General features: G+C 47.8%; 9 protein-coding genes, 2 tRNA genes and 2 pseudogenes. 6 read left to right on the plus strand and 7 right to left on the minus strand.

Annotated features, from left to right (window positions below):
* Positions 1-4 precede the first annotated feature (4 nt).
* Positions 5-1,090, minus strand: coding sequence for a DNA cytosine methyltransferase (locus QQZ17_RS17230; protein WP_045338337.1), 1,086 nt, complete (start codon positions 1,088-1,090; stop codon positions 5-7).
* 306 nt (positions 1,091-1,396) lie between these two features.
* Between QQZ17_RS17230 and QQZ17_RS17235 the strand changes: the two are divergent.
* Positions 1,397-2,146: pseudogene (locus QQZ17_RS17235) on the plus strand (integrase core domain-containing protein).
* A 404-nt stretch (positions 2,147-2,550) separates the two neighbouring features.
* Here the strand turns inward: QQZ17_RS17235 and QQZ17_RS17240 are convergent.
* Both QQZ17_RS17240 and QQZ17_RS17245 read right to left on the minus strand, forming a co-directional pair.
* Positions 2,551-3,714 carry a hypothetical protein gene (locus tag QQZ17_RS17240; protein ID WP_152403861.1) on the minus strand — a complete coding sequence of 388 codons (1,164 nt, stop codon included), beginning with the start codon at positions 3,712-3,714 and terminating at the stop codon, positions 2,551-2,553.
* Between the two features lie 17 nt (positions 3,715-3,731).
* Positions 3,732-4,919 (minus strand): nucleoid-associated protein, encoded by a 1,188-nt coding sequence (locus QQZ17_RS17245; RefSeq protein WP_045338339.1) that lies wholly within the window; start codon positions 4,917-4,919, stop codon positions 3,732-3,734.
* 426 nt (positions 4,920-5,345) lie between these two features.
* Here QQZ17_RS17245 and QQZ17_RS17250 point away from each other — a divergent pair.
* Positions 5,346-5,624 (plus strand): annotated as a pseudogene (locus tag QQZ17_RS17250) (integrase); the annotation flags it as partial.
* A 1-nt stretch (position 5,625) separates the two neighbouring features.
* Here QQZ17_RS17250 and QQZ17_RS17255 read toward each other — a convergent pair.
* Positions 5,626-6,585 (minus strand): quinone oxidoreductase family protein, encoded by a 960-nt coding sequence (locus tag QQZ17_RS17255; RefSeq protein ID WP_152403859.1) that lies wholly within the window; start codon positions 6,583-6,585, stop codon positions 5,626-5,628.
* Positions 6,586-6,711: 126 nt separating this feature from the next.
* Entirely contained in the window at positions 6,712-7,101 is a 390-nt protein-coding gene (locus QQZ17_RS17260; RefSeq protein WP_152403857.1) for a RidA family protein, read from the minus strand.
* Positions 7,102-7,242: 141 nt separating this feature from the next.
* Between QQZ17_RS17260 and QQZ17_RS17265 the strand changes: the two genes are divergently transcribed.
* The 3 genes from QQZ17_RS17265 to QQZ17_RS17275 all read left to right on the plus strand — a co-directional run bounded on the left by QQZ17_RS17265 (position 7,243) and on the right by QQZ17_RS17275 (position 11,395).
* Positions 7,243-8,163: a LysR substrate-binding domain-containing protein gene (locus QQZ17_RS17265; RefSeq protein ID WP_284554146.1), complete on the plus strand. Its 921-nt coding sequence runs from the start codon at positions 7,243-7,245 to the stop codon at positions 8,161-8,163.
* A 345-nt stretch (positions 8,164-8,508) separates the two neighbouring features.
* Positions 8,509-9,825 (plus strand): shikimate transporter, encoded by a 1,317-nt coding sequence (gene shiA / locus QQZ17_RS17270; RefSeq protein WP_152403854.1) that lies wholly within the window; start codon positions 8,509-8,511, stop codon positions 9,823-9,825.
* A 115-nt stretch (positions 9,826-9,940) separates the two neighbouring features.
* Positions 9,941-11,395, plus strand: a complete 1,455-nt coding sequence (locus QQZ17_RS17275; protein WP_152403851.1) for an AMP nucleosidase — start codon at positions 9,941-9,943, stop codon at positions 11,393-11,395.
* 55 nt (positions 11,396-11,450) lie between these two features.
* On the opposite strand, the gene QQZ17_RS17280 is transcribed toward QQZ17_RS17275, so the two are convergent.
* Together QQZ17_RS17280 and QQZ17_RS17285 are read right to left on the minus strand one after the other, a co-directional pair.
* Positions 11,451-11,526 (minus strand) — tRNA-Asn (locus QQZ17_RS17280).
* Between the two features lie 99 nt (positions 11,527-11,625).
* The gene (locus tag QQZ17_RS17285) at positions 11,626-13,113 is read right to left on the minus strand and encodes an EmmdR/YeeO family multidrug/toxin efflux MATE transporter (RefSeq protein ID WP_152403849.1); all 1,488 of its coding nucleotides are present in this window, start codon (positions 13,111-13,113) and stop codon (positions 11,626-11,628) included.
* Between the two features lie 160 nt (positions 13,114-13,273).
* On the opposite strand from QQZ17_RS17285, the gene QQZ17_RS17290 reads away from it, so the two are divergent.
* Positions 13,274-13,349, plus strand: a tRNA-Asn gene (locus QQZ17_RS17290).
* Positions 13,350-13,379: the final 30 nt, after the last annotated feature.

A 13,379-nucleotide genomic window follows, 5' to 3' on the forward strand; every position in this document is an offset into this window, starting at 1 on the left:
ATTTTTATTCGCCCTTCCTCAAATTCATTTTCAACCCATCACCAGAAAATAGATGTTGAAAAATGATTTCGGCCAGTAACGGAGGAACTGCATTGCCTATCTGAGTAAATCGAGATTCAATATCACCAATAGGCTCAAAATCATGACGAAACGTCTGTATTCTGGCACATTCCCGCCATGACAAACGCCTAGCCTGTTCCAGCTTAGGCCGGGTTGAATCAATAGCAACATGTTCATATTCTTCAGAAAAATCCCAGCGCTGCTTCCAGCCGTCCTCAAGATTTGACCATGTTAACTTCATCATTGGGCTGGCTGGATGCAACGTCACATGTCGCCAGTTCGCTACGACGGTATAAGCAGGACTATCCCATTTGGCCTTACGATTTCTGGACATAAAGTACCATGAGAAGTGCCCCTCGGGATCGTGAGGTCGTTCGTAAAACTCACCCTCTGGCCATAATGGCAAATCGCGGATAGCCTCACCATGGGAAACATAAGGTTTTAAGTGCGGGTTCTTTAAGGTCGCTTTACCATGCGTTGCTGCCGGAAATTCAAAATATTGCCCCAGATCGTTTCTGACACCAATAATAAACAGGCGCTTGCGTGACTGTGGAACACCGTAAGATTTTGCATTAACAAGATGGTGACTAACTTGATATCCTGCATCCCGATAGGCGTTAACTTGTTGTTCTAAAAAGCTACCTGCGCCCAACTGCTGTAATCCTGAAACGTTTTCAGCCACAAAATACTTAGGTCGAACGATATTCAATACCCGAAGAAATTGCTTATAAAGATTGGTCCGCGCATCGTCGCTGGGCTTTCTGTTACCAGCCATCGAAAATGACTGGCATGGGTAGCCACCAACGACAACATCCACAGATGGAAAAGTTTGAATTTGAGAGATATCGCCATGCTTAACATCAGTATCAGGAAAATACTTCGCTAATGTTTTACACGCGTTTTCAACGATATCGTTAGCAAAAACAATCTTTCCTCCGGCAGATTCAATACCAAAGTCCATCCCTCCACAGCCAGAAAACAGTGAAAGAACCCGGATTTCATCTCCTTCTCTTGCAAAAATACTATTCATATCACCATACCAGATGTCATCATTTTACTTGACCACACATATGATTTGCCTGAAATGGCAACTATTTTGTTCGAAAAATCATAGAATAAGATTATACTCCTGCATAATGGCATCGATCACTAACTATGTTATTTTTTTGAAAGTGTTTTTACCAGCTAAAGCCCCACCCACAGTCCAGCATCGAGTACCAGTACTCGGCTTACACCCCAATTTTGAAGCGGCTTATCTGTAAGCAACCCGGTAAACCGGACCATTCACTTTTAGAGATCTTCCGGCATACTGACTATGTCCCTAGATGAGATCGCCATGCGCAAAGCCGGATTACTCGAACACCAGATCATCGCTGTTATGAAGTCCGTCGAAGCCGAACGTACCGTTAAGGATGTCTGCCGCGATGCCGGGATCTCTGAGGCCTTGTACTATAACTGGAAAGCGAAGTTCGGCGGTATGGAAGCCTCTGATATCAAAAAGATGAAAGACCTTGAGGATGGAAACCGCCGACTGAAACAGATGCTTGCGGACCTGAGTCTCGAGTGCCGCGGACTGAAAGACGTTATTGAAAAAAGCTTTAAAACCAGCGATAAAGCGTGAGCTGGTCCATCGATTTTATGCATGGTGTGCGGCAGGCGCTTCCGGACCTTCAACGTGGTGGATGATTTTAACCGCGAAGCGCTGGCGATCGAAATTGACCTGAATATCCCGGCGCAGCGGGTCATGAGAGTGCTGGACAGGAACGTGGCAAACCGCGGATATCCGCTGAAAATGCGGATGGATAACGGCCTAGAGCTGGTCTTGCGTATTCTGGCACAATGGGCAGAAGAGCATGGCGTGATGCTGGAATTTATCAGGCCCGGCAAGCCCACGCAGAATGCCTTTATCGAACGGTCCAACCGGACGTACTGGACAGAAATGCTGAATTTTTATCTATTCAGAACCCTGAATGAAGCACGGGAAATTACAGAGCGCTGGCTGGCTGAATATAACGGCGAGCGCCCTTACGAGTCCATGAATAACCTGACACCGGAAGAGTACCGGCTGATGGCTGAAATCCCATAAAGTGCGTGGAACTAAAACCGGTGCACTTACAGTCATTTTTGAAACATTGGCCAAACTTCTAGGTGTATCTCCCAATATTAATTTTTCCGATTATTTTAAAAACATGATGGATAAATGGCAGTTCAATAGAGAGGATAAGAAATCCGCCCGTAATTCACTTGCAAAAATTCATGAAGAGGGAAACCTCAATAAATACAAAAGTATAAATTTTAATACCAGTGCAGCCCAATTAATTATACACTTTCGAGTTCTCGAAAAACCAATAATTCGATTATAGATGAAATTATAAAAAAGCATGAAAATCAAACTAAATAACCATCGCATAGTGATATAAAAAGCGAAAAACTCTCACTTGTCATTCTCTTGATAATTGAAAAACAATATTAGATTAACAATTTTTCCATTTATTTACCATCAATAAATATCATTTTTAAGACTAGATACCCCCCACCTATCCAAAGCATCCATTTTGCAATACTATTAACTTTTTCCAACCGTTCTTTTGCATTATCTATTTTATGATAAAGCTCTAATGAGATTTTTTTGGCTGCATCCCTAACTTCTACCCCTTCATCAAATTTAGAATACCTTGAAAAAGAGTCATTAAGACTATTTTTTAAAGTTATATAGGATTCATATAAAACTTGATTGGACATAGAAGTTATGTAATACACAAGAAATAGACCTATAAAAATCAATAAAGAATCCCAGAAGCCACTGGCTTTAGCTAATCCACCGACCGCAATCAGGGCCCCAGGAATTGCAAAAGCTTTTGTCTGGCTAGATGAAACAAAATCATTTATTTTGGTTGTATACTCAAGGTTTTTTTGTTCCAATTCAGACAATAATTTGTTAACGGAGAATCTATTTGTATATAACTCCAAAAGATCGTTATACCGGTTAAAAACCCTCTCGCTTATTGTAATTAGCGCTGAAATATCTTTACTCTCAATGTTATTAATCAAATCATATATAGCAGTACGAATAATAGATTTTCTTTCGGGAGACTGAGCATCCTCGACACCAAGTACCTTTATTATTTTATCAACTGAGTCTATAACTACCTTGCTATAGGGAGCTTTTATAATATAGTCCAATCTTTCGTAAGAATTAATAACTAACTCCTTACCACCATTATCACTTGGTATATAGAGTATAAACTTACCTCCAATTTGATGATTAGCAACACTGGATAATACTGAAATCCATTTTAAGTAAACATCAATACTACCAATTTTATCATCAACTAATAGTGAAGAAATCTTCTCAGTGAGAATAATGTATTTATTAGGAATATAACCTAAAGAAATACATGTTCTTAAAAAGGAATCTAGCGTACTATATATATTTGAATCATCTCGAAATGCCCCAGAAGACAACGGAAAAATAATCTCTTTACTTTCAACTTCAGGTTCTACGGCTAAACCATAATCTTTGATTAAATTAGATATTATGTTAATATCAATTGATTGGTCTTCAAATTCGAGCAACATATAGCCGCTATCGACTTCAATTTTAGCCGATAAGATAGCATTTACTAATGTTTCAAAATCATTCATGTCGCTCATCACTACTCCTTGTAAATTTAACCAACTATTTTCTCGATTTCAGTTACTGCATTATGCGACAATCGTATTATTAATTGACCATTAGCTCTATCATATATAACTTTTGCATTTGATGTATCATCCTCGCTAATTGCATCAACAGATATTTTACATTCATATTCCTGTTCCGCATCAGAAATCTTTATTTCCCCAAAGCTACTTCCAGAAAATCTGCTTGGTTCGAAAAAATCATCAATAACATATTCATTAACATCCGCGAACTGTACAAACTTCCCTTTTAATTCTTTATTCTCAGGAAGGGTTTTCTCTATACAATTCCCTATATCTTCAATCGTTAACTTTCTATCAGTGGGATCTTTTGCTTTTGATTTCATCAAAGCTTCGACTGCTTTCTTTACTTTAACTCTATCGATGTGCTTTAACTTCATTACCTTAACAAAATCATCAACAGCTCTATTTGTTTCATCAATACTTCTATTATTATCAATTTTTGGGTTACAACCCAATGCTCGCTTAAAGAATTCGCTACTAGATCGACCAGATATAAAGTGCAGATAAGGGTCGCCATTATTTTCTGGGTAGCTTGCTTTGAATAAAGTCAAATCAACAAGGACAGCTTGTCGCAAGGAATCTATATCTATAGATGGTAATTTCTCTGGAATAAGATTCTTATCAAAATTAAAGACTCCTTTTCTATCCACCATGATAATAAAAAGACGACCACTACTTTCTTTATCATTATCTACATTGTAATGAATAAATATTATAGCCCCACCAGAAAGCCTTGATTTATCATTATTCGCTTCACCTCTCATTCTATCCATCATTGACTGAACAAATGATTTAAAATCTATATTTTGATTTAGATATTTACTGAAAGAAATAGGTGCACTTAATGGCATTTTATTTTCATCGATTACACCATGAAGTTTTCTTTTAAGTTTAAATTTTTTCTCGATTTGTTTAATGAAAAGCTGAACGTCTTCTGTATCTAATGTCCAAACTTCACCTAAAGACTCTTTAAAAATAGGGCCGGAATCCCCTGACACTTTATCCAGAGTTGCTGTCAATGCAAACTGAGGGACATAACTTTCCTCCTGCACATCCAAGCTTGGGTCATAGCCACAAGCACATACTTCATCAGAATCAAGCTTGCTACCGCATGAGGGGCAATTATTATTTAAATTTTCATTACTATCAGCCATGTATGGTCCTTATTCAAAATCATTCCAACCAAGAACATATAAAAACTACATAATATATTATATTCTTATTTTTACTTGCTAGTAATCATTGAAGTATACAACCATGTATATAAAGACAGTATATTCCAATGACACTAAACAGCCAAAAGGTTTTACCTATTAATATATATAATTCTACGATTTTTTCTCTGTGAGGAAGAAGACATCCAAGAGATATCCCCCTTAATCTATAGTATCTAACTTTGCAGATGCAGATAAGATCTATTGGTGGTCATTCTGGTGGTCTTGACAGAACGGCAATTCAGGTTTAGCTTACATATTAGCCAGTTACTGGCAAAGGCGATCCCAGTCAGAGGAGCCAAATTCTTGTTTTCATGCCGCTTTGCGAATACCTATGTGATTCAGATTCAATAGGTTAGCGTGAAAAATCTGGACGATATAATCTCCCCTCTCGTTAAACGCCACTACCCTGCGCTTTCACTCGAACGACTACCCGAATTATTGACCCGTATTCAGGACGACCAGCAAGGACGAGAATTAACCCGCCTGGCAGTCTCACTCACCCTGCACCTGTTTATCCGTTCCAGCGAACTACGTTTCGCCCGTTGGTCTGAGATCGATTCCAGAAACAAACTCTGGGAGATTCCTGCTACCCGAGAAGCCATACCCGATGTCCGCTATTCAGAGCGTGGTGCGAAAATGCGCCTCATGGCTTCATAACGATGCGGCCAAGCGGTTTCGCTGTCTCAGCGAATTCGTGGGCCGCGGCAGCGTTAGCCAGAGGGAAGATGCGGTCAATGACAACCCTGATGCGCCCTGCTGCTACAGCCTGCAACATGTCGTCCACACTTGTCCGAACGCCGGGCCTTTCAAAAAGGGGGCCCATGAACACCCCCATGAGCGTCTGGTTAGACTGCATTGGCGGCCACAAATCGACAGTCAGACTGCCACCGCCCGCATTACCGACGAAGACGAGACGTCCTTGCGGAGCGAGTGCAGAAAGCGAAGCAGGCAACGTCGTCCCCACCGGATCGATGACGAGGTCAACACCGGTGCCATGGGTGTACTGTCGGACACTGTCCACGACGTTATTCTCTGCGCGATCCACGACATGAGCGGCACCAAGTTCAAGCAGCCGGTTTCTTCGCTGCGTTCCGCTTGTCACAGCGATGACTGTTGCGCCTGCTTGTGAGGCAAGCTGAACGGCCGCGATCCCTACGCCACCAGCAGCGGCCTGAATAAGGACGGTTTCTCCATGCCGGAGCATGCCTCGTGTGAAAAGGCAATGATGCGCGGTTCCAAAAGAAATCGGCAACACCGCCGCTTCTGCCATATCCACCCCATCTGGTATAAGCCAGGTTCGTTCCGCGGGTACAGCCCAACGTTCCGCATGTGATCCCTGCATGTGAAAAGCAGCGACTCTGTCCCCAACCGCACGGCTACGGACTTTCGATCCGACGGCAACAACGGTGCCCGCAGCCGCGTAGCCGACAATCCATGAAGGTAAAGGCGGCGGAGTTGAACGGCGATTGATCAGATCTCCACCTTCAATCGAGATAGCCTCGACAGAAATCAGGATGTCATCAGGCCCTGTGACTGGTTCCGGAATATCGACATATTTCAGGACGCCTGGAGCGCCTTCCACGTCATAAACCGCTGCTTTCATAAATTTTCCTCAGTCTCATCAGTAAATCCAGACCAATCTGGCAAACTATCCCGATCCGGCATATACCTCTACAGGCAGCGCGGGCTGCCTTCTTGAATTATCGATTGGCGGAAAGACCCGTAACGGTTAGGGCAGCCTGGCAATCACCTTAATCTCAAACTTGAAGCCGTAAAGCCACGTCACGCCGATCCCAGTCAACGTAGGGTAAGGCGCTTCCCCCCAATATTCTGGCAGGATACTCCAGATAGCGTCGAGGTTTGACTCGGGATCAACGACAAAGAGGGTAACGTCAACCACGTCACCGAACGTGCAGCCCGCAGCTGCGAGAACAGCATTAAGATTATTGAATGCCAGCCTGACCTGCGCTTTTAGATCGTGCTCAGGCGAACCATCCTCGCGGCTACCAACCTGCCCCGAAACGAACAAGAAACCGTTGGATTTGATGGCTGGTGAATAACGATTGCGCTCATAGAGCGCCTGCCGACCGAAGGGAAAAACTGCTTCACGTGCTGTCATGTTTATACCTTTGCAATGGGGCGAAATCAGCCCGGTGAACATAAAGACACTTTACAGGTGCTGGATCGGGTGGATAAACAAGCGACTTTGTCCATCATTGTTTGTAAAATCCAAACAATCGGTGAAAAGAGAGGATAAGGAATGGATCGTTTCGATGCGATGCGCGCCTTTGCTCGCGTGGTGGAGGCAGGTAGCTTCACAAAGGCTGCCCAAACGCTTCATATGAGCAAAACCACGGTGACGCAACTCATTCAGCAGCTGGAAGCGCGCCTGCGCGTCAAGTTGCTCCATCGCACCACCCGCAAGCTCGGCGTGACTCCCGATGGCGCGATCTACTACGAACGCGTCATCCGCCTGCTGGCAGACATGGAGGATGCTGAAAACAGCCTGTCCAGTGCGGCGATTACGCCCAGGGGTCGGCTACGGGTGGATGTGCCCAGTCCACTGGCCCGCTTCATTTTGATACCGGCTCTACCGGCTTTTCACGCACGCTACCCAGATATCCAGTTCGACATGGGCGTGAGTGACAGGATAGTGGATCTGATCGGCGACAACGTGGATTGCGTCCTGCGCGGTGGCGAAATCAACGACCAGTCCCTAATCGCACGCCATGTCGGAGATTTGCAAATCGGCGTCTACGTCGCCCCCGGTTATGTGGAACGCCTTGGCGTCCCTGCGCACCCGCGAGAGCTGGAAAATACCGACCATCGCATCGTGGGATTCTTGTCCTCACGCACGGGTAAGATTGATCCTCTGATACTGCGCAATGAGAGTGAACATATTGAAATCACGGGCAGCTATGTACTTGCCGTGGATGATGGCAATGCTTACCTGGAAGCTGGGTTAGCCGGGTTAGGAGTGATTGTGCTGCCAGTCTATATGGCGGCACCACATCAGGCTGTTGGCTCTTTGATTCCGTTATTTGCGCAGTGGCGTATCAGTCCAATGCCCCTGCACCTGGCGTTTCCGCCGAACCGCCATGTCAACGCTAAACTACGCGTTTTTATTGATTGGATCGTTGAATTGATGCAGCAGCATGTCCCCAATTCCAACAATAAGTAACGACATCCCAGCCCCCTGATTCGCTCATCAGCGTCGATTGGTAGTCATCCTGGTGGTCTTGCAGGATGAGAATTGAGAGTTAGTGAGCTTGCTTATTAGCCAGTCACTGGCTAAGGCGATCCCTGTCAGAGGAGCCAAATTTTGAAAAGCCCGCTTTTTAGCGGGTTTTTTGCTTTTCCGAACACCATACTCGCTTAATTTCCCTGTTCTGCTCTCGTCGGATTAAAAATCGTTTTCTCTTCCTGTCTGCCGCGGTAGTCTCATAGCAGCCGCTTATAGGTTGGCCGCAATGTGTGTGACTCTCATTCCCATACTAATAATAAAATCAGTACAGACAGGATTACTATGGATTCCACCCTCATCTCCACGCCCTCCTCAGAGGAAACCCCATCGATTAATCGCGCTCGACGCGCCGCGCTGGGCAGCTTTGCCGGAGCCGTCGTCGACTGGTACGATTTTCTGCTTTATGGCATTACCGCAGCCCTGGTATTCAACCGCGAGTTTTTCCCACAGGTTAGTCCGGCAATGGGCACGCTTGCCGCATTTGCAACCTTTGGTGTGGGTTTCTTATTCCGTCCGCTGGGCGGCGTGATCTTCGGCCACTTCGGCGATCGCTTAGGCCGTAAGCGGATGCTGATGCTCACCGTCTGGATGATGGGGATTGCCACAGCATTGATCGGCATTCTTCCTTCATTCGCCGCTATCGGCTGGTGGGCGCCGGTGCTGTTGGTACTGCTGCGCGCCATTCAGGGATTTGCCGTCGGCGGTGAGTGGGGCGGTGCCGCGTTACTCTCCGTAGAAAGTGCGCCAGAAAACAAAAAAGCGTTCTATAGCAGCGGAGTACAGGTGGGTTACGGCGTCGGTTTGCTTCTTTCCACCGGCCTTGTGTCAGTGATCAGTTATTTGACCACCGACGAACAGTTTCTGAGCTGGGGCTGGCGCATTCCGTTCCTGTTCAGCATCGTCCTGGTGCTTGGCGCGCTGTGGGTGAGAAACGGGATGGAAGAGTCCATTGAATTTGAACAGCAAAAGCAGCAACCCTCTGAAGAGAAAAAACGCCTGCCGGTGATGGAAGCGCTCGCCCGCCATCCGGGGGCATTTTTAAAGATTATTGCGCTTCGCCTGTGCGAACTGCTGACCATGTATATCGTTACCGCTTTCGCCCTGAACTACTCGACGCAAAATCTTGGTCTGCCGCGTGAGCTCTTTTTGAATATTGGCCTGCTGGTTGGTGGGCTGAGCTGTCTGACTATCCCCTGCTTTGCCTGGTTAGCAGATCGTTTTGGCCGCCGACGCGTTTATATTACCGGCGCGTTGATTGGCACGCTGAGCGCATTTCCGTTCTTTATGGCGCTCGAATCACAGTCGATCTTCTGGATTGTCTTCTTCTCGATAATGCTCGCCAATATCGCCCATGACATGGTGGTCTGCGTACAGCAACCCATGTTCACCGGCATGTTTGGTGCGGGATATCGCTACAGCGGGGCTGGCGTGGGTTATCAGGTCGCCAGCGTGGTGGGCGGCGGATTTACCCCCTTCATCGCTGCGGCGTTGGTCACCTTCTCTGGCGGCGACTGGCACAGTGTGGCTATCTATCTACTGGCCGGCTGCCTGATCTCGGCCGCTACCGCATTGTTGATGAAAGATAAGCAACACGCCTGAGTACTCTGCGAGGGCCATTCGGCTCTCGCCTCTTCTCTAAAACTCTGCCTTTTGTTTCACATTCTGGTGACATACTATCAGGTGAGCAGTACACCTGTAGAACAAGGAGACACAGATGAAGAGTAAGGGCTCCAGCCTGACACCTGCACAAGCGCTGGAAAAACTTGACGCACTCTACGAGCAGTCAGTTCAGGCGCTACGCAGTGCCATTGGCAAGTACATTGAAACGGGGGAACTTCCCGATATCATCGCCCGGAGTAAAGGTCTTTTTGTTTACCCATCGCTTTCTGTTACCTGGGATGGCAATGCCACCAACCCCCCCAAAACCCGCGCGTATGGACGCTTTACCCATGCGGGTTGCTATACCACCACCATCACCCGGCCAGGACTGTTTCGTCCCTATCTGGAAGAGCAGCTCACGCTGCTGTATCAGGATTACGACGCCCAGATAACCGTGGAGCCTTCGCAGCATGAAATCCCCTATCCCTACGTGATTGATGGTTCCGAACTCACACTTGATCGCTCCATGAGTGCCGGGTTAACCCGCCATTTCCCAACCACCGAGCTGGCGCAAATTGGCGATGAAACCGCAGATGGCATCTATCATCCGGTCGAGTATTCTCCCCTGTCGCACTTTGACGCGCGCCGGGTCGATTTCTCTCTTGCACGTTTGCGCCACTATACCGGGACGCCAGTGGAACATTTTCAGCCGTTCGTGTTGTTCACCAACTACACCCGCTATGTGGATGAGTTTGTACGCTGGGGATGCAGCCAGATTCTGGATCCGGACAGCCCGTATATTGCCCTCTCCTGCGCCGGAGGGATCTGGATCACGGCTGAAACGGAAGCACCCGAAGAAGCGATTTCCGATCTGGCATGGAAGAAACATCAGATGCCAGCATGGCATCTGATCACTTCCGACGGTCAGGGGATCACGCTGGTGAATATTGGTGTAGGCCCGTCCAACGCCAAAACGATCTGCGACCACCTGGCGGTACTGCGCCCGGATGTCTGGTTGATGATTGGTCACTGCGGCGGTCTGCGTGAAAGCCAGGCGATTGGCGACTACGTGCTTGCTCATGCCTACCTGCGTGACGATCAGGTGCTCGATGCGGTACTGCCGCCAGATATCCCGATTCCAAGTATCGCTGAGGTACAGCGCGCCCTGTATGACGCAACGAAGATGGTCAGCGGCATGCCCGGTGAAGAGGTCAAACAGCGTCTGCGCACCGGAACCGTGGTGACCACTTCCGATCGCAATTGGGAACTGCGCTACTCCGCCTCAGCGCTACGCTTTAACCTGAGCCGTGCCGTGGCGATTGACATGGAAAGCGCCACTATTGCCGCGCAGGGTTACCGTTTCCGTGTGCCATATGGCACCTTGCTGTGCGTCTCTGATAAGCCACTGCATGGCGAGATCAAACTGCCCGGTCAGGCAAACCGTTTCTACGAGGGGGCAATTTCCGAACACCTGCAGATTGGTATTCGCGCTATTGATCTGCTGCGTGCTGAAGGCGACCGTCTGCACTCCCGTAAACTGCGTACCTTCAACGAGCCGCCGTTCCGTTAAGCTGGTCTGAAGATGGAAAAGCAAAAAGCCCGCTAAAAAGCGGGCTTTTTTAATCTGGCTCCTCTGACTGGACTCGAACCAGTGACATACGGATTAACAGTCCGCCGTTCTACCGACTGAACTACAGAGGAATTGTGTGAACGGGGCGCATATTAGCGACGCCCACTGCCAATGTCAAAGCCTGAATGCGCTATCGCGACTGTTTGCCGAAATATTCTCCACTTCGTCGTTTATTCAGACACAACGGGGGATTTTGTCACCTTTTCATGTTTCGGACGCGGATACTTCCAGAGCCAACGACCGCTAACCATACGCCAGTAAAACAGCACTGCACGTACTGCCCAGTCGAAGAACATCCCCATCCAGACCCCCACGACACCCCAGCCTAGTACAATCCCCAGCGTATAGCCAGCAACCACACGGCAGCCCCACATCCCCAGCATCGATACCCACATGGCGAAGCGAGCATCGCGCGCGCCTTTAAACCCTGAAGGTAAAACCCAGGAAGCGGCCCAGATCGGCATAAATGCCGCGTTGAGCCAAATCAGGATGACAACAACGTCTTTTACCTCCTGATCGCGGGTGTAAAACGATGCCATCAGCCCGGCAAACGGTGCACTCAACCAGGCGATAGCGGTCAGGCCAATAGTGGAAAGCCAGAACACATGACGCAGTTGAATCTCTGCCTGGGCAATTTGTCCGTTTCCCAGACGCCTTCCGGTAATGATGGTGGATGCAGACCCCAGCGCGTTCCCCGGTAGGTTAATCAGCGCGGCAATGGAGAAAGCAATGAAATTACCGGCAATGACGCTGGTCCCCATCCCCGCGACGAACATCTGCGTTAACAACTTACCGCCGTTGAACAGTACGGATTCAATACTGGCTGGGATACCAATCCCCATCACTTCCCAGATGATGGCGAAGTTCAACGGTTTAAAATAACTTTTCAGCGATATGCGCAGCGCCGGATTAAACCCAATCATCAGTACCCAGATAATGGCGATCGCGCCGATATAGCGCGAAATGGTCAGGCCCAGTCCAGCGCCGACAAAACCGACCCCTTGCCAGGAAAAAACCCCGTAAATCAGGATGCTACTGATGATGATGTTGAGGATATTCATCCCACCATTAATCAGCAGTGGGATTTTCGTATTGCCCGCACCGCGCAACGCACCGCTGCCAATCAGGGCGATCGCCGCAGCAGGATAGCTAATGACCGTTAATTCCAGATAGGTCAGCGCCAGCGCCTTCACTTCCGCCGTTGCTTCTCCCGCAACAACATTGATAATCTGCGCACCAAAGTAGTGAATCACCGCCGCCAGAATCACGGCAAACAGCGTCATAATCACCAGAGATTGTCGGGCCGCCGCACGGGCGCGTCTGCGATCGCGCTTACCGAGGCTAAAGGCCACCACGACCGTCGTTCCCAGATCGATAGCAGCAAAAAAGGCCATAATCACCATATTGAAACTGTCGGCCAGACCGACGCCCGCCATCGCCTCCTTCCCCAACCAACTGACCAGAAACGTACTGAGTACGCCCATCAGCAAAACACAGGTATTCTCCAGAAATATAGGCACGGCAAGCGGGGTAATTTCACGCCAGAAAAGGACCTTATAACTCTTGCGTTTGGCATACCAGGGCGTGCGGGCGACGGCCTGGCGTAGGGCTGCGGAGACGTTCAAAATGGACCTTAGAGAAGAAAGTTGAAACCTCATTTCAAATGATGAGGGAGAAACGGAAAAGCTGCAAAGTTTTTTCCCGATAAAATCACTGCAATTGCAACAAATTGTTGAGAGAAGCGCCAATTAATCGCCAATGTCGGAAATGGGGTTTGACAAAAGATTTTTCGCCGCTAAGATAAGCCTCCACAACGATTCCTCTGTAGTTCAGTCGGTAGAACGGCGGACTGTTAATCCGTATGTCACTGGTTCGAGTCCAGTCAGAGGAGCCATATTAAAAAAGCCCGCTTTTTAGCGGGCTT

Origin of the sequence: Citrobacter sp. T1.2D-1, assembly GCF_950098555.1 — a bacterium.
GTDB classification, from domain to species: domain Bacteria; phylum Pseudomonadota; class Gammaproteobacteria; order Enterobacterales; family Enterobacteriaceae; genus Citrobacter_A; species Citrobacter_A telavivensis.

Excerpts from the sequence above, each read along its gene's own strand:
- QQZ17_RS17275 (WP_152403851.1), top strand. The coding sequence starts at position 9,941 with ATGAAGAGTAAGGGCTCCAGCCTGACACCTGCACAAGCGCTGGAAAAA.
- QQZ17_RS17230 (WP_045338337.1), bottom strand. The coding sequence starts at position 1,090 with ATGAATAGTATTTTTGCAAGAGAAGGAGATGAAATCCGGGTTCTTTCA.
- QQZ17_RS17265 (WP_284554146.1), top strand. The coding sequence starts at position 7,243 with ATGGATCGTTTCGATGCGATGCGCGCCTTTGCTCGCGTGGTGGAGGCA.
- QQZ17_RS17255 (WP_152403859.1), bottom strand. The coding sequence starts at position 6,585 with ATGAAAGCAGCGGTTTATGACGTGGAAGGCGCTCCAGGCGTCCTGAAA.
- QQZ17_RS17240 (WP_152403861.1), bottom strand. The coding sequence starts at position 3,714 with ATGAGCGACATGAATGATTTTGAAACATTAGTAAATGCTATCTTATCG.
- QQZ17_RS17245 (WP_045338339.1), bottom strand. The coding sequence starts at position 4,919 with ATGGCTGATAGTAATGAAAATTTAAATAATAATTGCCCCTCATGCGGT.
- QQZ17_RS17260 (WP_152403857.1), bottom strand. The coding sequence starts at position 7,101 with ATGACAGCACGTGAAGCAGTTTTTCCCTTCGGTCGGCAGGCGCTCTAT.
- shiA (WP_152403854.1), top strand. The coding sequence starts at position 8,509 with ATGGATTCCACCCTCATCTCCACGCCCTCCTCAGAGGAAACCCCATCG.
- QQZ17_RS17285 (WP_152403849.1), bottom strand. The coding sequence starts at position 13,113 with ATGAGGTTTCAACTTTCTTCTCTAAGGTCCATTTTGAACGTCTCCGCA.